Genomic DNA, 18385 nt, shown 5'->3' with positions numbered 1-18385 from the left:
AATACCTAAGCAACTACTCACAGGATATAACTTGCAGAATCAGTTTTAATTTTCTATTGTGTAGCTGATTTATTTCCCTTAAACATTCACGATTCCATTGATACCAAACCATGTCTGCACAAGAAAAAGAAACTTCCAATAGCCTCTATCGCCAATGGCAAATCCTGTCCCGACTCTCTACTGGGAAGTGGATGGGCACACGTGAATTACAAGAAGTTTTAGAACGTGAAGGGATCGAAATCAGCTTACGCACCATTCAGCGTGATCTAAATCAGATTGCTCAACGCTTTCCTATCGAGAGTAACAAAACCGTACCGCAAGGCTGGCGTTGGCGTTCAGATGCCCCGATCCAAAGTCTGCCGCATATGACCAGCTCGCAAGCAGTCACGTTTATGATGGTTGAAGAACATTTAAAACACCTGCTTCCACCGAGTTTAATTGATGAAATGAACCCTTGGTTCGATTTGGCACGGCGTAGCCTTTCTACGCAGAACAATGTTCGACAATGGATTAACCGTGTTCGAATTGTGCCTGCAAGCCAACCAGTAATCCCTCCTCTGGTGGAAAGACATGCACAGCAAGCCATTTATGAAGGACTACTACAAGATAAACAAATTGAATGTGTCTATCGTGCACGTGGTTATCAGGGTGAAGAGAAAACTTATACTCTAAATCCTTTAGGTTTGGTTCAAAAAGGTGCAATTATCTATTTGATTTGTACGCGTCATGACAAGACAGAAGTTCAAACCTTTGCATTACACCGTTTTAAATCTGCAACTGTTTTAGATTTACGTGCTTTACACCCAGTCAAATTCGATATTGATGAATATATCGATTCTGGTGCGCTGGGCTTTAGAGTCGACTTTTCTCGACCGACCGAAAATGTTGAATTAAAATTAGTTATGCACGAAGATGATGCACAATACTTTACGGAGAGCCAACTCAGTAAAGAGCAAAAAGTTGAACAACTGAATGAAGAGTTGTATCAAGTCAGTGCTGTAGTCCCGTTTACCTCACAATTGGTATGGTGGTTAAGAAGTTTTGGTAAAAAGATTGTCCGAATTGAGCCTGTTGAAGTGTTTAATGCGGTACATGAAATTGAATAATCTATCGACTTCATCCAAGCGAAAACAATCAAAATAAAAAGAGCCTTTCGGCTCTTTGATTTATTGTTTTGATTGTTGTTTTTAAATTTTATTGTTTTTGCGCTGATATAAAACCCATGTCACATTTTTACATGTCCACAAGACATGGGATTTATTGGAGTATGTTAAACATCACATGTTACAGCACGCAAGTTCAGCACTATTGTAGCGGATTGATTTCATTGTCATGGTGTTCACCTCTCGTTTGAATGTAAATTGACTATAACCATGATTTTGCAATCTGAAAAATAATTAAAACTGCTTTGTTTTTCATCAATTCTGTTTAGGAGTTATTTTTATAAAGTTAGATTGGATCTGTGTATTTTAAATATGCCTTTAATAATAAATCGTAAATTTAGCTTTAACAAAGATAAGCAAGAAAAGACAAGCTAGAGACAATAAAAAAACCCGCATATAGCGGGTTTCTTACAATTCAACATCTTAAGCTGATTTTCTCGCTTGGTTATTTTTACGAATTGTAATCATCACCAATTGAACAGCAGCAGGTGTTACCCCTGGAATACGGCTGGCTTGTGCCAATGTTTCAGGTAATACATTTTTCAGTTTCATGGTGATTTCACGAGAAAGTCCTGAAACGATATCATAATCAAAATCAGCAGGAATTTTGGTGTCTTCCAAACGCTTCATTTGCGCAACATCTTCTTGCTGACGATTGATATAACCTTCGTATTTCACAGCAATTTCAATCTGCTCACCGACAAATGCAGATACTTCAGAACCAGTTAATTCAGCAATTTGTGCAAAGTTAATGTTTGGGCGTTTAAGTAAATCGATTGCAGAACATTCTTTAGAAAGATCAGCACCGGTCAATTCAACGAATTTTTTACCCATTGGATTGTTTGGTGCAGCCCAAAGATGTTGTAAACGACCTGTTTCTTTTTCAACTGCTTCCATTTTTTCACAATAAGAAGCCCAACGTTCATCATCAACCAAGCCCATTTCACGGCCAATTGCTGTTAAACGTTGATCAGCATTATCTTCACGAAGCATCAAACGATATTCCGCACGAGAAGTAAACATACGATACGGTTCTTTGGTACCTAAAGTAATCAAGTCATCAACAAGAACACCCATATACGCTTCATCACGTTTAGGCGTCCATTGCTCTTGATCCCATGCACGACGTGCAGCATTTAAGCCCGCCAATAAACCTTGTGCACCAGCTTCTTCATAACCTGTTGTACCGTTAATTTGACCTGCAAAATACAAGTTATTAATCGATTTGGTTTCAAGTGAGAATTTCAAAGACTGCGGGTTGAAATAATCATATTCAATTGCATAGCCTGGGCGAAGAATGTGCGCATTCTCCATACCACGGATTGAGCGTACCAACTCAAACTGCACATCAAATGGTAAAGATGTTGAAATACCGTTTGGATAAAGCTCGTGTGTATCCAAGCCTTCTGGCTCAAGGAATACCTGATGCGAATCTTTATCGGCAAATTTATGAATTTTATCTTCAATCGATGGGCAATAACGTGGGCCTACACCTTCAATCACCCCGGTATACATCGGCGAACGGTCTAAACCACCACGAATAATCTCATGGGTACGCGCATTGGTATGCGTGATATAGCAATTTACTTGCTCAGGATGCATCGAAGCATCACCCATAAATGACATGGTTGGTGATGGGAAATCACCCGGTTGCGGAATCATCACAGAAAAATCGACAGAACGCGCATCAATACGTGGTGGTGTCCCAGTTTTTAAACGACCTACTGGTAGATTTAATTCACGTAAACGAGCTGCTAACGAAATTGATGGTGGATCGCCTGCTCGTCCACCTGACGAATTATTTAGACCAACGTGAATCACGCCACCTAAGAATGTACCTGTGGTTAACACCACAGTTTTCGCATCAAAGCGAATACCCATTTGGGTCACTACACCTTTAACAGTATCGCCTTCAACAATTAAGTCATCTGCAGATTGTTGAAAAATATCTAAATTGGCTTGATTTTCAAGTGTATGACGAATCGCGGCTTTATAACGGATACGGTCAGCTTGTGCACGAGTTGCACGTACAGCTGCGCCTTTACGCGAGTTCAAAATACGAAATTGAATACCGCCCTTATCCGCAGCCAATGCCATTGCACCACCTAAGGCATCAATTTCGCGAACAAGGTGAGATTTACCAATACCACCAATGGCTGGGTTACAGCTCATCTGCCCTAAAGTCTCAATGTTATGAGTCAAAAGCAGAGTCTGTCGACCCATACGCGCCGCAGCGAGTGCCGCTTCCGTACCTGCGTGACCGCCACCGATAACAATGACATCGTAAACTTTAGGATAATGCATAGTGATAAATGAGAGATAAAAGAATGACAGGAAATTATAGCAAAATTTTACTTCTAGTTTTAGGCAGTTTTACAAATATTATTTCCCTCAATCATGCGTATGAACGATTAAACATCTCTTATACATAGGCAACATAAATTGACACTTCGTTTCATGACTGCCCTACAAATAGAATTTAACTTATCAAAAACTCACGATACGATAGACAATACACGGACAAATTATTTTTTTCGAGACTTTATATATAAGGAATATCATGATGAAAAATACCATGTCTAAAGTAATTACAGCATCTTTACTCAGTTGTGTTGCATTTAGTTTTGCCCATGCTGCTGATGAAAACACCAGCAAAGCCGAAGTGAAAAAGCAAATTCAGGTATGTGCCAAGAAAAAACAAGGTGACTGGGTCACCTACGCCAATAAGGGTGTAACTTTTAACGGTACATGTGAACCAAATGAAAATGGTAAATTACAATTTAGCTTCCCAGCACCTGCAGGTGGCAACCCAACCGCCGCTGCTGCAGCGCCTGAACCAGCCATTGAAAACCGCCCAGCTGTAGAACAATCTGCTCCAGCGAGTGCAGATGCACCAGCAACAAATGATGCATCACAAGCAGAACAACCTGCCATGGAGCAACCGAGTCAAGCCGCTCCAAGCGAAGATCCGATCCAAGCGCAATAATCAGCTTTAAGCATAGACATATGCTTTTATAAATTCCTGCTTTTATAAATAGCATGTCTGAGCAAAAAGGTGTTCCATTGAAAAATGGAGCACCTTTTTTATTTCAAGTCTGTGTGTAGACTTGATTAATATCTGTATTCATATAGTTTTACAGCTACGATGAATCAATTGTTATTCGGTCTAATGCTATATATTTAAAACATATATTTCCAAGAAGATTTCTGAGTCATAGATTTCATTTTTCAATTCGATATCTTTCGATTACACTCAAATCGAGTACGGAATATTCACATATTAAATTGATGTAAAACAACAAAAAGGATGAAACTATGGATTCAGGGATAATTACCATAATGCTTCCCCTCGCCCTCGCCATTATTATGATTGGACTAGGTTTAGAACTTACTCCAAAAGATTTTGCGCGAGTTTCTAAACACCCTAAAGCCGTATTGATTGCGTTATTCTGTCAGTTGGTACTTTTGGTCGGTATCGCTTTTATCATTTGTAAAGTGCTTGCACTCCCACCTTTGCTTGCCGTTGGTTTAATGTTACTTGCTGCCTCACCTGGAGGAAGTACCGCCAATCTATTTAGTTATTTATTTAAAGGGGATATTGCACTTAATATTACCTTAACTGCAATTAACTCGGTCATTGCTGCCTTTACCTTGCCTTTAATCGTAAACTTTTCTATTCAATACTTTATGAATGATGGGCAACAAATCACCATGCAGTTCAGTAAGATACTGCAAGTCTTCGCAATTATTTTAATTCCTGTGTGTATCGGCATGCTCATTCGACATTATGCGCCACACTTTACTGAAAAATTAAGTAAACCTTTACGAATTTTTTCAGTGGTGTTTTTGATTCTCATTATTATTGGGGCCATCACCAAAGAACGTGAACATATCATGGAGTACCTGACTCAAGTTGGCCTAGCCACGGTGATTTTCTGTATTTGCAGTCTGGTTATTGGCTACTTCGTTCCAAGATTACTCGGTATTAATAGTGCTCAAGCACGTGCATGTGCATTTGAGATCGGCATTCATAATAGTACCTTAGCCATGACAATTGCTTTAACTGTCATCGCAAATTCTACAGTCGCGATGCCTGCAGCGGTTTACTCAATCTTTATGTATATTTTCGCTGCTATTTTTGGTGCCTTAATTTCAAGACATGCTACAACTGAAACTGAATCTGCTGCTTAAAGCGATAATACACCTCGACTAAAATGGATGCTTAAGCATCCATTTTTTATTTTCCCACTGAATATAAGCGTAACTTCCCAGTTTCGGCTACAATACTGCCTTTAAGAAAACGATTTAGGTCTTTGCCGTGAAGTGGTTACAAATTCATATTACTGTAGAACAAGCTCAAGTTGAATTTACTGAAACATTGTTAAGTTCTTTAGGTGCAGTCAGCGTGACATTAGATGATGCTGAAAACCAAGACTTGCTTGAACCACTCCCAGGTGAAACTCCGCTGTGGAATAAAGTGATTGTTACAGGAATTTATGCGCAAGAAGAAGGCGAAGACATTGATGTAACAGCACTAGAAACATTTATTCGCACCCAACTCCCAATTGAACCGATGCGCAGTGAATTTCTTGAAGACCAAGTATGGGAACGTTCTTGGATGGATTACTATGAACCAATTCAAATTGGTGAAAAGTATTGGATCGTGCCTGAATGGATAGAGCCACCAGAAGCGAATGCAGTCAATATCAAACTTGACCCAGGCTTAGCGTTTGGTACAGGTAACCATGCATCTACTTTCCTTTGTCTGCAATGGTTAGGCAAAACTGATGTTAAAGATAAAGTGGTGATTGATTATGGTTGTGGTTCAGGCATCCTCGGTGTTGCAGCACTGCTTTTAGGTGCGAAGAAAGTCTATGCAACAGATATTGACCCACAAGCCGTCTTAGCAACCAAACAAAATGCTGAGCTGAATGGCGTTCTTGAAAATCTTTATGTTGGATTACCTGAAGAGTTCAATGCAGAATTTAAAAACCAACAGGCTGATATTTTAGTTGCAAATATTCTTGCAGGTCCACTTATGTCACTTGCTAAAGAATTCTCAACTTTGATTAAATCTGAGGGAGAGTTCGCACTTGCTGGCGTAATAGAAGAGCAAGTTACTGATGTTTCTAGTATTTATTCTGAATTTTTTGATATAGTAGAAGTCGAGAAACGTGAAGAAACCTGGTGCAGAATTTCTGGGTCGCGTAAGGCTGTTTAATCTATGAAAATATAAATATTTATGACCGAAAAACAAACCCGATGCCCAAATTGTGCTTCAGTTTATAAAGTATCAGTTACGCAACTCACTGTTGCGCAGGGTATGGTTTGTTGTCCGAAATGTTCACATAATTTTAATGCATTAATCCATCTACAAAACAGTCAACCTGCTCAACCCAAGATCGATCCTGATACTGTCGTGCAAAATCAGGCACAAAACCTCATTACGACGAAACGACAAATCGAAACCAATGTCTTAGATATTTTTAATCGTAAAATTGAAAACTCCAATATTGATTTAAGAACATACTTAAACAATTTGAATTATTTCAACAATGAACCGGTCAATAACATTCCAAGCTTAAACCTATCACAAGGTTTAAATAACTACGGGCAACATTTAATAAAACCCAAAAGTACGTTTTATTATCTGGCGTGGAGCTTGATCAACCTTGCCCTACTCAGCATTTTATTATTTCAAATCCTTTGGTTTAATCCAAACTTAACTGATCGTTATCCGTTTTTAAATACTGTCTTTACCCAAACCTGTGCCGTCTTACAGTGTGATACTGTTGATCAACGCTATAAACAAATTGTGATTAGTCATCTTAAAGTTAAAGCACTTGGTAGAGACGAGACTCAATTTTCGGGTCAACTCAATAACCAATATTCTAAAAGCTTAGAATTACCCCTAATAAGAGTCACCTTAAAAGCTCAAAATAAGGTCATTGCTACACATGTGATTACACCTGAGCAATATCTGATTGAAAGTTTGGTTGGAATTAAGCGTATTCCTAAAAATAGCCCATATCCTTTTAAATTTGTTGTCACAGAGCCAAGAAAAAGTTTTGATCAGTACCAATTAGACATTATTCACCCTTAAAATTAAAAAAAATTATAAAAAAATGAAAAAAAATGTAGTTTTCTTGCTCATTTTTTCTTAGACAATGGTATCATACGCGCCACGAAAGCTTTGTCCTGCAAACTCCTCGCATTTTTTCAAAAAAAATACTGTTTTGTTATGTGCTTTATATCCAATATCGCGCAAGTAGAACATTTTTTTGTTTAAAAGAGTGTTGTAACAAATATTAATCTATTGTTACGCTTATTTTTCACTCAACTCGACGATTTGTGGCAAGCTAATTGTTCTTGTTTTAGAGCCAACCGTTTTAGGATCTAAAACGGAGCTCAGATTTTTTTAGACCACATTTATATATTACTTTACCCAAGTAATATTTTGATTTTCGGATTAACTCGCATGAATAGCAAATCTCCTATTTTTACTGCACAATCTGACGTCGCTCTTCGTATTCACGTAGATCGCGCAGTTCGTCACTATTTTGCACAATTGCAAGGTGAGCAACCATCACAAGTGTACGACATGGTGCTAGCAGAAATGGAGAAACCTCTTTTATCTGTTGTCTTAGAATACACACGCGGGAATCAGACTCGCGCTGCTGAGATTCTCGGACTGAACCGTGGCACTTTACGCAAAAAGTTAAAAGCTCACGGTTTAATGAGTGAATAAATGATAAAATGCTCACGGCTTGCGTGGGCATTTTTTTTACCTATATTTTGCCTACCTGTTCAATCTCTAGACTTAAAAACTGTTGACGAAGATCATGACTATTAAACGCGCTTTAATCTCTGTTTCTGATAAAACCGGGATCGTTGAATTTGCCCAGAACCTTGTTGCTCTTGGGGTGGAAATTTTATCTACTGGCGGTACATATAAGTTGCTTAAAGACAACAATGTGGCTGTAGTTGAAGTTTCAGAGCACACAGGCTTCCCAGAAATGATGGATGGTCGTGTAAAAACACTGCATCCTAAAATTCATGGAGGCATTTTGGCTCGTCGTGGTCTAGACGAAGCTGTCATGGCTGAACACAACATCGATGCAATCGATCTTGTTGTCGTAAACCTTTATCCTTTTGCTGCTACTGTTGCTAAACCAGACTGCTCGCTTGCAGATGCAATTGAAAATATTGACATTGGTGGCCCAACAATGGTTCGTGCAGCTGCGAAAAACCATGCTTCTGTGGGGATCATCGTAAATGCGACTGATTATGAAACTGTAATTGCAGAACTTAAAGCGGATGGTGCTTTATCTTATGCGACTCGTTTCGATTTAGCGGTTAAAGCATTTGAACATACTGCCCAGTATGACGGCATGATTGCTTCTTACCTCGGTGCACGTGTTGGTAAAGAAGAAGGTCAAGCTGACAAATTTGCCCGTACTTTCAATACCCAGTTAAATAAAGTACAAGATCTTCGTTATGGTGAAAATCCACATCAATCCGCTGCTTTCTATGTAGAATCGACTGCAACTGAAGCATCGGTTTCAACTGCTAAGCAGTTACAAGGTAAAGAACTTTCTTATAACAATATCGCGGATACAGATGCAGCACTTGAATGTGTCAAATCATTTGCAAAACCAGCGTGTGTCATCGTTAAACATGCAAATCCATGTGGTGTTGCAGTATCGTTAGATGGTCTTAAGGCTGCATACGATCTTGCTTATGCAACTGATCCAGAATCAGCATTTGGTGGCATCATTGCATTTAACCGTGAGTTAGATGTTGCTACAGCTCAAGCAATTGTTGACCGTCAATTTGTTGAAGTGATTATTGCACCAAGTATTGCCGATGGTGTACTTGAAGTGACTGGCGCAAAGAAAAACGTTCGTGTACTGGTATGTGGCGAACTTCCTAAAATTGATGAACGTGCTTCACAATACGATTATAAACGTGTCAATGGCGGTTTATTAGTTCAAGACCAAGACCTCGGTATGATCACCAAAGATGATCTTAAAGTGGTAACTAAGCGTGCCCCTACTGAAGCAGAAATCGATGATTTAATCTTTGCTTGGAAAGTTGCCAAATACGTTAAATCCAATGCTATTGTTTATGCTAAAGGCCGTCAAACCATTGGTGTCGGTGCTGGTCAAATGAGCCGTGTAAACTCTGCACGTATCGCAGCGATCAAAGCTGAACATGCAGGTTTAGTGGTTGAAGGTGCTGTTATGGCATCTGATGCATTCTTTCCATTCCGTGATGGTATTGATAACGCTGCAAAAGCCGGTATCAAATGTATTATTCAACCGGGTGGTTCAATGCGTGATGAAGAAACAATTGCAGCAGCAGATGAAGCTGGTATTGCAATGGTCTTCACGGGTATGCGTCATTTCCGTCACTAATTCACAATAAATCATTATTTAAAAATCCCCCTAAGTCCCTCTTTTCATAAGAGGGACTTGTCACGAACTACAGGACTCTTTAAATTCGTGATACCCATCCTGTATAAAGGGAGGTTGGGAGGGATTAAAAAAGGATCCATAAGATGAACATATTAGTTTTGGGTAGTGGTGGTCGTGAACATGCATTAGCATGGAAAATTGCGCAAGACGATCAAGTCACTAAAGTTTTTGTTGCGCCAGGAAACGCGGGTACAGCAACTGAACATAAATGTGAAAATGTTGCTTTAGATATTCTCAACAACCCTGCCATTATCGACTTTGCAAAAAATAATGCCGTTGACCTCATTATTGTTGGTCCTGAAGCACCGCTTGTAAATGGTGTGGTCGATGCAGGACGAGCAGCTGGCCTTAAAATTTGGGGACCAACACAATTTGCAGCACAACTTGAAGGCTCTAAAGCTTTCGCCAAACACTTTTTAAAACGTCATAACATTCCTACAGCATTCTATGATGTATTCACTGAAGTGGATGCAGCCAAAGCATTTGTAGAAAAAAATGGCGCACCAATCGTAATTAAGGCAGACGGCCTTGCTGCGGGTAAAGGCGTCATTGTTGCGATGACCAATCAAGAAGCGTTTGATGCAATTGATGACATGCTTGCAGGCAATAAATTTGGTGATGCAGGTTCGCGTGTTGTTATTGAAGAATTCCTTGATGGTGAGGAAGCATCGTTCATTTGTATGATTGATGGTGACAACATCCTACCTATGGCAACTTCACAAGACCATAAACGTATTTTTGAAGCTGACCAAGGTCCAAATACGGGTGGTATGGGTGCATATTCCCCTGCCCCAGTTGTGACTGCAGATGTTTTTGACAGAGTCATGAAAGAAGTCATGCGTCCAACCGTAGATGGTATGAAAGCTGATGGTCATACTTATACAGGTTTCTTGTATGCTGGCTTGATGATTGATGAGCAAGGGCAACCTCGTGTCATTGAATTTAACTGCCGTTTTGGTGACCCTGAAACTCAACCGATCATGATGCGCTTAAAATCTTCTTTGGTTGATTTAGTAGAAGCTGGTATTGCTGGTAACTTACCTACTGAAGCTGAATGGGATGAGCGTAAAACTGTTGGTATTGTGCTTGCGTCTAAAGGCTATCCTGAAACTTCGAGCAAAGATGATGTCATTTATGGTTTAGATACCCAAATGACAGATGCTAAAGTTTTCCATGCAGGTACAGCAAATAATGCCAATGGTGATGTAGTGACTGCTGGCGGTCGTGTACTTTGCGTTACAGCGTTAGGCAACACAATTGGTGAAGCGCAAGCAAAAGCCTTGGAACTTTGCCAAAAAGTGACTTTTGATGGTGTCCAATACCGCAAAGATATTGGTTACCGTGCGATTGCTCGTGAAAATGCTTAAACTCGATTGAGTTGTAAAACCCGCCTAGGCGGGTTTTTTATTTGGTAAATTTTTAGTGAGTAATGCTCTTCCAGAATAATAAATATAAGATTAATTACCTTGATTGATTTTTCGCTGAATCATTTGAATCACCTACCGCCTCAACACCACCAATGACCATTTGAAGCCAATCTAATAATTGAGGAAATTCCCGATATCCATCACTCGCTAAAAAATGTCCAGCATTGGGAATAATTTCATAAGGAAACTCTAATTTTTCTGCCAGTGAGATACTTAAATCAGTTGGAACATATTGATCATTACTCGATATAAACATTTTTCGATTTAATATTTTATTTTTAAAAGAAAAATCCTTATTTGTTTCAGCGATATATGAATCCAGTTGAGGTAATACTGCCAATTTATTCGAAAATCCAGATACGCAGACAACACCACCTATCTGTTGAAAATCCAATTCAGACAGGAAATCAAGCAGCGTAATACATCCTAAACTGTGCGCAACAAAAAATGTATGCTGATCAATTTGAGCAATATTATTTTTTAAGGTTTGCTTCCACTGTAAAAGCTTTGGATTGCTGGAGTTCGGCAATGCGATCTTTACAACTTTAGTATTTTTATCTTGTAAATGTTCCTCAATATAATCAAACCAATGATCATCCACCTTTGCACCATAGCCATGAATGATATAAACATTATTTTGAGCATATGCAGTATTTAGCAATAACAAACTGCTTAAAAGAAAGATGATTAATTTCATTTATTGATCTCTTTGATGTATATAAGATCTTCATGCTAAAGTATGACAGTAGTGTCAATGTCAATCACTGTTTGAATAAAATCACCCTATTTCGCCTAACAATTTGAAATAACGCTTATCAGAGCACTGCTATAGATGCAGATCTAAGTTTATTTTACTTATTTAAAAAAAAGATAATAAATCCTAAAAAATTTATATATTATGAATAAGTATAAAATTTAATCATTTATCGTTTAGCATTCAACAAAAGCATTTGTTTTCTTTATTAAATTAATAAAAACATTGATATTCATGCAACGACATCACTACCCAATGTCAACACGCAGCCACTATGTATAATTTTCATTTATTGATATGATAAACAAATCTTTAGAGTCTGTTTTAAACAATTAAAATTCTTTTAAAACATACTGCTAATCCTCAAATGTAAAGAATATAGATAGCGCAATCAGACAAGTACGTCACCGCATTATTTATTTTCAAAATGTTAAAAATTCGATTTAAATGATCGAGAATGCAAAGGACAAAATTCTACTGCATTTGCTACTTAGGATTTATTCATGAAAAAGCTGTTTGGCGTTTTACTTAGCGCGTCTGTGCTCACTCTTTCTGCTTGTGGAAAACAAGAAGCTCCAAAAAATGATGCTGCCCAAGCAGATGCAGGTAAAGAACAAGTCGTTACCATGGCTTCTACAGGTTCAGATGCCGATATTTGGCGCTATATCGCAACACTACCAGAAACAAAGCAAGCTGGAATTAAATTAGAAGTTAAAAACTTCACTGATTATGTTGCAATGAATACTGCTGTGGCAAACAAAGAAGTCGATATCAATGCATTTCAATCTTATGCATATCTTGTTGCTTTCAATCAATCCAACAAAGAAAAAATTGCACCAATCTCTACAACATATTTAGAGCCAATGGGTATTTACTCTAGTAAAATTAAAAAAGTTGAAGAGTTTGCCAATGGTGCAACCATTGCTATTCCAAATGATGGCGCAAATGAATCACGCGCATTGTTACTTTTACAATCTGCTGGTCTCATCAAATTGAAAGATGGCTTTGATTTAGTTAAAGGCACGCCTGCTGATATTACTGAAAATGCAAAGAAAATTGTCATCAAACCTATTCAAATGGCGACTGCGGTACGTGCTAAAGATGAAGTTGATGCAATTGTTTTAGGTAATACTTTGGCAATGGAAGGCGGATTAAACGTGCTTAAAGATTCGGTTTATTATGAGCCAGTTGACCAAACAACCAAAATGAATGTCAACGTACTTGCTGTTGCAGATGCACGTAAAGATGATGCCCTTTTGAAAAAAGTGGGTGAGTTATATCATGTTCCTGCTGTAGGTAAATATGTTCAAGAACACTTCGGTGGAACTAAAGTTGATGTGAATAAACCTGTAAGCTATCTTACAGAATCAAAATAGTTTTATAATGGAACAGGTCTATTGACCATTCTTTTATGAAAGGTCTGTAGGCCCTCATAAAACAGGCAAAGTGAATTTGCCTGTTTTTTCTTTTTGCTATAGTTTTTGACGATATGATTGAATTTAAAAACATTTCAAAACACTATGAGTTGAAAGGTCAAACCATACGTGCGCTGGATCAGATTAATCTTGAGATTCCAGCGGGCAGTATTTTTGGCATTATCGGCTATAGTGGTGCAGGTAAAAGTACCTTAATCCGTTTGATTAACTTGCTTGAGCGTCCCAACCAAGGACAAGTCATCATTAATCAAAAAGACTTTACGGCACTTGATGCACGTGCATTACGTCAAGAACGTGCAAATATAGGCATGATTTTTCAGCATTTCAATTTGCTACAAACCAAAACTGTAGCTGACAATATTGAAATGCCGTTAAAGTTGCTGGGTGTCAGTAAAGACCAACGTGAAAAACGTTTAAATGAGTTACTTGAGTTTATTGATCTAAAGCACAAAAAAGATGCTTTTCCAGATGAACTCTCGGGAGGACAAAAGCAACGTGTCGGTATTGCACGCGCCTTGGCCAACCACCCCAAAATTTTACTTTGTGATGAAGCAACCTCTGCACTTGATCCACAAACCACGAAATCTGTTCTTGCTTTGCTTAAAAAGATTAATCAAGAGCAAGGGATTACCATTGTCATGGTTACGCATGAAATGGATGTAATTGAATCTGTTTGTGATTTTGTTGCGGTCATGGAACAAGGCAAAGTGATTGAAACTGGTTCTACCTTAGAAATTTTTAGTCAACCGCAACACCCGACGACGAAAAACTTTATTCAAACCGTTTTACAGCAACAGCTCCCTGTTAATATCTTAAACAATCTCGAAAATCAAAATCATAAAAGTATTTATAGTCTGCAATTTTTGGGTACTTCAGCGCAAGAGACCGTGGTACAAGCAGCAATTAAGCAATTTGATGTCAGCTTAAATATTTTATTTGCCAATATGACTGAAATTAATGGTTCAGTGATCGGTCAAATGTTTATACAACTTTTGGGAGATGCTGAAAGCATTCGCCAAACCATAGATTTCTTTGAAAAAAATGGGGTCAAGGTGGAACAGTCAGGAGTTAGACTATGAGAGAACTCATTGTACAATGGCTAACTACGCTCACAGCACCATTTTGGAAAAGCTCTTTAAGCATTGACCAATTTGTTACAGCGATGCAAGAAACCATTCAAATGGTCATTTTTGCAATGCTGTTTGGTACTATTTGGGGCTTTGTTCAAGCAATTACCTTGTTGGTCACTCGCCCTAATGGCATTTTACCTAATCGCGCTGTTTATCAGATTTTAAATCCTATCGTCAATGCGCTACGTTCCCTACCCTTCATTATCCTATTGATTGCGGTTTTCCCACTCACTAAAGCGATCGTGGGTACAACTATTGGTACTTGGGCAGCGATTGTACCGTTGACCATTTATGTTGGTCCTTATATTGGTCGTCTTGTAGAAACATCATTGCTTGAAGTGAACGAAGGGATTATTGAGTCTGCACAAGCAATGGGTGCATCGCCTTGGCAGATTATTTTTAAATTTATTATCCCTGAATCTCGTAGCTCACTCATTCTGAGCCTTACCACAGCAACCATTAGCTTGATTGGTGCAACAGCGATGGCGGGTGCTGTAGGCGCTGGCGGTATTGGTGATTTAGCTATTTCTTATGGTTATCAACGTTTCGATCAAAGTGTGGTTTATCTCACTGTGATTGTCTTATTGATCCTTGTACAAATTGTACAGAGTCTTGGAAATTGGTTATCAAAGCTTCGATAATCCTTGCTTGCCATTTCCAGCTGTTCTTTTTTCTAAAATCATACCCTCCTTGTTGAGGGTATTTTTTATTTCTTGAGTTAGCTACAGATATAAATACTTATAAAATTTATAGATCCTTTTTAATTCTACTCATTTGATCAACTGCTCTTGATCAATCCTTCAGAACTGATTAAGTTATAGAAAACTTAAGAAATATTTGAAATGAATAATTTTACCCAAACCATCGCCCCGTTACTCCTTATGCTACCTATTTGCAGTTTTGCTGCGCAACATTCAGAAGATTACACCACCACAGTGAAAGTTAATGGTGTTGAGCTCAACCAAGCAGTAAGTGCAACACAAATTGAAAAATTGGTCGGAAAAACCTCTCAAAAACCCATAAAAACATTTTCAGAATGTACAGGAAACTATGAATACTCAAGCTCTACTGCATCAGGAAAAAAACTAACATTTGACATTTTTAGTGAAGAAAATCCACAGATTAAGTCTGAGGCTTTTTATAAAAGCAAAAATACTTTTCAACAACTTGGTACGACCAAAGGGCGAGTTTGGCTTTCTTGGTCAAATGCGCCAGCGATCACGGATACAATCCTGATTAACAATAAACCCATCACTAATCTGTATAGCATCAATCAATTTAAAAAAGACTTCCCAAACAGCGCCAAAACAGGCACCAGTGTTTTAATTTTAACGGCATCGGAAGCCAAAGAGTTTTTAAAAAATCCTGCTGAATTTGAAACAGGCTATCGCAGTTATGTCGATTTTAGTTTTAAAAATGGCAAACTGAGCAAATTAGAAATCAACCAAGGGATGGCCTGTTAAGTTTTATTGAGAATAGCATATTGATCTATATACTATTCTCTAAAAGAATAACCTACCATATGACTAGTTTGTTTAAGCAAACAGCATGCAGTACTGTCGAATTACATATGTTTTCACATAAAAAAGACTGTAATCAGTTTTCTAACTTGTCTATAGCCTGATTTTGCTATTAAATTTGTGTCAGCATATCCATGGAATTCAACGATGCAATTTAAAATTCACGTCATAGATGTAAAAAATCAATTACAAAACTATATTTGGCTGATCGAAGACAGTCAAAGCCATGATGTCGTTGCAATTGACCCCACAGAAGCATCGCTGGTTGAAGATTATTGCCTTGAGCATCAACTAAATTTAAAACAAATTTGGCTTACACACTGGCATAAAGACCATATTGGTGGTGTTCCAGAATTGATTGCAGATCATAATATTCCTGTTTATGGGCCACGCGCTGAACTGAGTCACATTCCTTTTATTACCTACCCGCTACAACACGATGATCAATTTGAATTTCATGGATTAAACATCGACATTATCGCTGTGCCAGGTCACACCCTAGGGCATGTCGTTTATTTTATTGATGCATTAGACAGTGTTTTCTGTGGTGATACCCTTTTTGCTATGGGGTGTGGACGTATGTTTGAAGGAACTGCTGAACAGTTTTATCACTCTCTCAATCGCCTTGCTGCTTTACCACCAAGAACCAAAGTTTACTGCACCCATGAATATACGCTTTCTAATGCACAATTCGCTTTGCATATCGAGCCAGAGAACCGAGCAATACAACAACGTGCCGAAGAAATCAAACAGCTCCGTGAACATGGGAAAATCACCTTGCCCAGCACCATTGAACTTGAACTTGAAACCAATCCTTTTTTACGTGTAGAAAGTGCTGAGGAATTTGCGCGTATTCGTGCATTGAAAGATCATTTTTAAGCAATCACGATTATTGTCCCCACAATGTTAAAACTGCGCCAGCCTAAGCCTCTGTTTTTAAAAGCCTCTCAGCGGGCGGTACTGTTATTACATGCCTATACCAGTACCGTTCAAGATATGAAGGCCTTAGCAAAATTTCTGCATAAACATGGCTACACTTGCTATGCACCTAGCTACGCCGGGCATGGTTTAACGATTGATGAGTTTCTCAATTACACTACAGATGATTGGTGGCAAGATACATATAATACTTATCAACTCTTAGAAAATCAGGGTTATAAGCATATTGCTGTCATTGGGGTTTCTTTAGGTGCAATTTTATCGTTAAAACTCACTGAGCACTTTCCAATTGATGCATGTATTAGCATGTCTGCGCCACAGGATCGAAGTGTAAATGATCTTTTTAAGCGACTAAAGTACTATGCTGAATATCTCCATCAATTTCAGAATAGCAATGTAGAGCTAGACTTAAAAAACTTAGAAAATAAAGCAGCAATACAACTACAGGCATTTCATCAGTTTGTTGCCGCAACCATAAGCAATGTTTCTTTAATTCGCGCACCTATTTTTTTATTGTATGGCGAGTTAGATGATGCACATTATCAATCCAGTGCACAAACCATTTATAATCATGTGAATTCTACAAAAAAACAGATTAAAAGTTATCCCAATACAGGGCATCTCATGACTTTAGGCAAAGATCAGACACAACTGTTTGGCGATATTTTAGATTTCTTAGATCAACATCATCCCATACAGGCATAATAACCTATACTTCTGTTAAATTTACTTACATTTAGCCAAAGTAAAAATGAGAAAAATTCTGCTTTTTTAAAACGATATCTTTGCATCAAAATATTACAAGCACAGTTTTAATATTTAATTAATTGGTTGTTTTATTTCAAAATTTTTAAGTAAATTCACATTTCATCCATATTGATAGCAAAAAAATACGCATTGATACAAAAGCGTCATTTCTCAAATTGCTCAAATATTGATATAAAAAATAAGTTTCATCAAATTTCCCCTTTAAAAATTTAATGATCACCCCTATTAAATTTATAGGCAGGAATTAAGGAGATCTTCTGTGAAAAAGGTTGTAAAGGCAAAGAATTTAATCGCTTTTCGTATTTGGTTAGAAAAATTAGGCTATTCAGTAAAAAATTTAGCTGATGGAAAAGGATTTACTTTCAGCTTTAAAAAAGAATATGGTTTAGTCACTTGTGATTTATCTGGTAATAACTTAGCAATGCAGCTCGGTGAAGAGTTTGAGGATCACTTAAAGGCTTAGTAAGTGTCTCAATGAAGTTTCTCTTTGAAAAGACCTAAAAGATTACGTTTAGGTCTTTTTATTGATCTGGATAAAATTCTAATTCTAAAAAACCTTTAATCAAGATACAGCATAGTTAGAATAAAAATTTAAGCATAAAAAAAGCATGATTTTCATCATGCTTTTTTAAATTTGGTGGGGACGGAGAGACTCGAACTCTCACACCTTGCGGCGCTGGAACCTAAATCCAGTGCGTCTACCAATTTCGCCACGTCCCCAATGGCTGTGTATATTATAGAGATCGTTTTATTATGACAAGCCCTTTTTTC

Annotated in this window: 17 protein-coding genes and 1 tRNA gene; 15 read left to right on the top strand and 3 right to left on the bottom strand. The window is 37.9% G+C overall.

The window, feature by feature from the left end; translation table 11 throughout:
- The first annotated feature begins 110 nt into the window (after nucleotides 1-110).
- Nucleotides 111-1106 carry a helix-turn-helix transcriptional regulator gene (locus F981_RS24090; RefSeq protein ID WP_004719313.1) on the top strand — a complete coding sequence of 332 codons (996 nt, stop codon included), beginning with the start codon at nucleotides 111-113 and terminating at the stop codon, nucleotides 1104-1106.
- A gap of 480 nt (nucleotides 1107-1586) precedes the next feature.
- Here F981_RS24090 and mnmG read toward each other — a convergent pair whose 3' ends face one another.
- Nucleotides 1587-3467, bottom strand: coding sequence for a tRNA uridine-5-carboxymethylaminomethyl(34) synthesis enzyme MnmG (gene mnmG / locus F981_RS05345; protein ID WP_004719311.1), 1881 nt, complete (start codon nucleotides 3465-3467; stop codon nucleotides 1587-1589).
- 259 nt (nucleotides 3468-3726) lie between these two features.
- Here mnmG and F981_RS24370 point away from each other — a divergent pair, with 259 nt between their 5' ends.
- The 7 genes from F981_RS24370 to purD all read left to right on the top strand — a co-directional run bounded on the left by F981_RS24370 (nucleotide 3727) and on the right by purD (nucleotide 11007).
- Nucleotides 3727-4149: a hypothetical protein gene (locus F981_RS24370; protein ID WP_004719309.1), complete on the top strand. Its 423-nt coding sequence runs from the start codon at nucleotides 3727-3729 to the stop codon at nucleotides 4147-4149.
- A 329-nt stretch (nucleotides 4150-4478) separates the two neighbouring features.
- Nucleotides 4479-5354 (top strand): bile acid:sodium symporter family protein, encoded by an 876-nt coding sequence (locus tag F981_RS05335; protein WP_004719308.1) that lies wholly within the window; start codon nucleotides 4479-4481, stop codon nucleotides 5352-5354.
- Nucleotides 5355-5481: 127 nt separating this feature from the next.
- Nucleotides 5482-6384, top strand: coding sequence for a 50S ribosomal protein L11 methyltransferase (gene prmA / locus F981_RS05330; RefSeq protein WP_004719307.1), 903 nt, complete (start codon nucleotides 5482-5484; stop codon nucleotides 6382-6384).
- 21 nt (nucleotides 6385-6405) lie between these two features.
- The gene (locus tag F981_RS05325; protein ID WP_004719306.1) at nucleotides 6406-7266 is read left to right on the top strand and encodes a zinc-ribbon and DUF3426 domain-containing protein; all 861 of its coding nucleotides are present in this window, start codon (nucleotides 6406-6408) and stop codon (nucleotides 7264-7266) included.
- Nucleotides 7267-7641: 375 nt separating this feature from the next.
- Nucleotides 7642-7911 carry a DNA-binding transcriptional regulator Fis gene (fis, locus tag F981_RS05320; RefSeq protein ID WP_001086304.1) on the top strand — a complete coding sequence of 90 codons (270 nt, stop codon included), beginning with the start codon at nucleotides 7642-7644 and terminating at the stop codon, nucleotides 7909-7911.
- A gap of 94 nt (nucleotides 7912-8005) precedes the next feature.
- Nucleotides 8006-9580 (top strand): bifunctional phosphoribosylaminoimidazolecarboxamide formyltransferase/IMP cyclohydrolase, encoded by a 1575-nt coding sequence (purH, locus tag F981_RS05315; protein ID WP_004719305.1) that lies wholly within the window; start codon nucleotides 8006-8008, stop codon nucleotides 9578-9580.
- Between the two features lie 143 nt (nucleotides 9581-9723).
- Nucleotides 9724-11007, top strand: a complete 1284-nt coding sequence (purD, locus tag F981_RS05310; protein ID WP_004719304.1) for a phosphoribosylamine--glycine ligase — start codon at nucleotides 9724-9726, stop codon at nucleotides 11005-11007.
- Between the two features lie 94 nt (nucleotides 11008-11101).
- Here purD and F981_RS05305 read toward each other — a convergent pair whose 3' ends face one another.
- Nucleotides 11102-11764 carry an RBBP9/YdeN family alpha/beta hydrolase gene (locus F981_RS05305; protein ID WP_004719303.1) on the bottom strand — a complete coding sequence of 221 codons (663 nt, stop codon included), beginning with the start codon at nucleotides 11762-11764 and terminating at the stop codon, nucleotides 11102-11104.
- Nucleotides 11765-12324: 560 nt separating this feature from the next.
- Here F981_RS05305 and F981_RS05300 point away from each other — a divergent pair.
- From F981_RS05300 to F981_RS05270, 7 genes are all read left to right on the top strand, one after another.
- Nucleotides 12325-13197 carry a MetQ/NlpA family ABC transporter substrate-binding protein gene (locus tag F981_RS05300; protein WP_004719302.1) on the top strand — a complete coding sequence of 291 codons (873 nt, stop codon included), beginning with the start codon at nucleotides 12325-12327 and terminating at the stop codon, nucleotides 13195-13197.
- A 113-nt stretch (nucleotides 13198-13310) separates the two neighbouring features.
- Nucleotides 13311-14336 (top strand): methionine ABC transporter ATP-binding protein, encoded by a 1026-nt coding sequence (locus tag F981_RS05295; protein ID WP_004719301.1) that lies wholly within the window; start codon nucleotides 13311-13313, stop codon nucleotides 14334-14336.
- A complete protein-coding gene (locus F981_RS05290; protein ID WP_004719300.1) occupies nucleotides 14333-15028 on the top strand; it encodes a methionine ABC transporter permease in 696 nt (231 codons plus the stop codon). The genes F981_RS05295 and F981_RS05290 overlap by 4 nt, the downstream gene beginning before the upstream one ends.
- A gap of 201 nt (nucleotides 15029-15229) precedes the next feature.
- Nucleotides 15230-15850: a hypothetical protein gene (locus F981_RS05285; protein ID WP_004719299.1), complete on the top strand. Its 621-nt coding sequence runs from the start codon at nucleotides 15230-15232 to the stop codon at nucleotides 15848-15850.
- 204 nt (nucleotides 15851-16054) lie between these two features.
- The gene (gene gloB / locus F981_RS05280; RefSeq protein WP_004719298.1) at nucleotides 16055-16786 is read left to right on the top strand and encodes a hydroxyacylglutathione hydrolase; all 732 of its coding nucleotides are present in this window, start codon (nucleotides 16055-16057) and stop codon (nucleotides 16784-16786) included.
- Between the two features lie 24 nt (nucleotides 16787-16810).
- Entirely contained in the window at nucleotides 16811-17551 is a 741-nt protein-coding gene (locus F981_RS05275) for an alpha/beta hydrolase (protein ID WP_004719297.1), read from the top strand.
- Between the two features lie 322 nt (nucleotides 17552-17873).
- Complete coding sequence (locus F981_RS05270; RefSeq protein WP_004719296.1) at nucleotides 17874-18077, top strand: hypothetical protein; 204 nt, start codon at nucleotides 17874-17876, stop codon at nucleotides 18075-18077.
- Nucleotides 18078-18249: 172 nt separating this feature from the next.
- Here F981_RS05270 and F981_RS05265 read toward each other — a convergent pair.
- Nucleotides 18250-18334: transfer RNA gene (locus F981_RS05265), tRNA-Leu, on the bottom strand.
- Nucleotides 18335-18385: the final 51 nt, after the last annotated feature.

The organism is Acinetobacter guillouiae CIP 63.46 (assembly GCF_000368145.1).
Lineage (GTDB): Bacteria > Pseudomonadota > Gammaproteobacteria > Pseudomonadales > Moraxellaceae > Acinetobacter > Acinetobacter guillouiae.
This window is presented reverse-complemented; position numbering and strand designations above follow the sequence as displayed.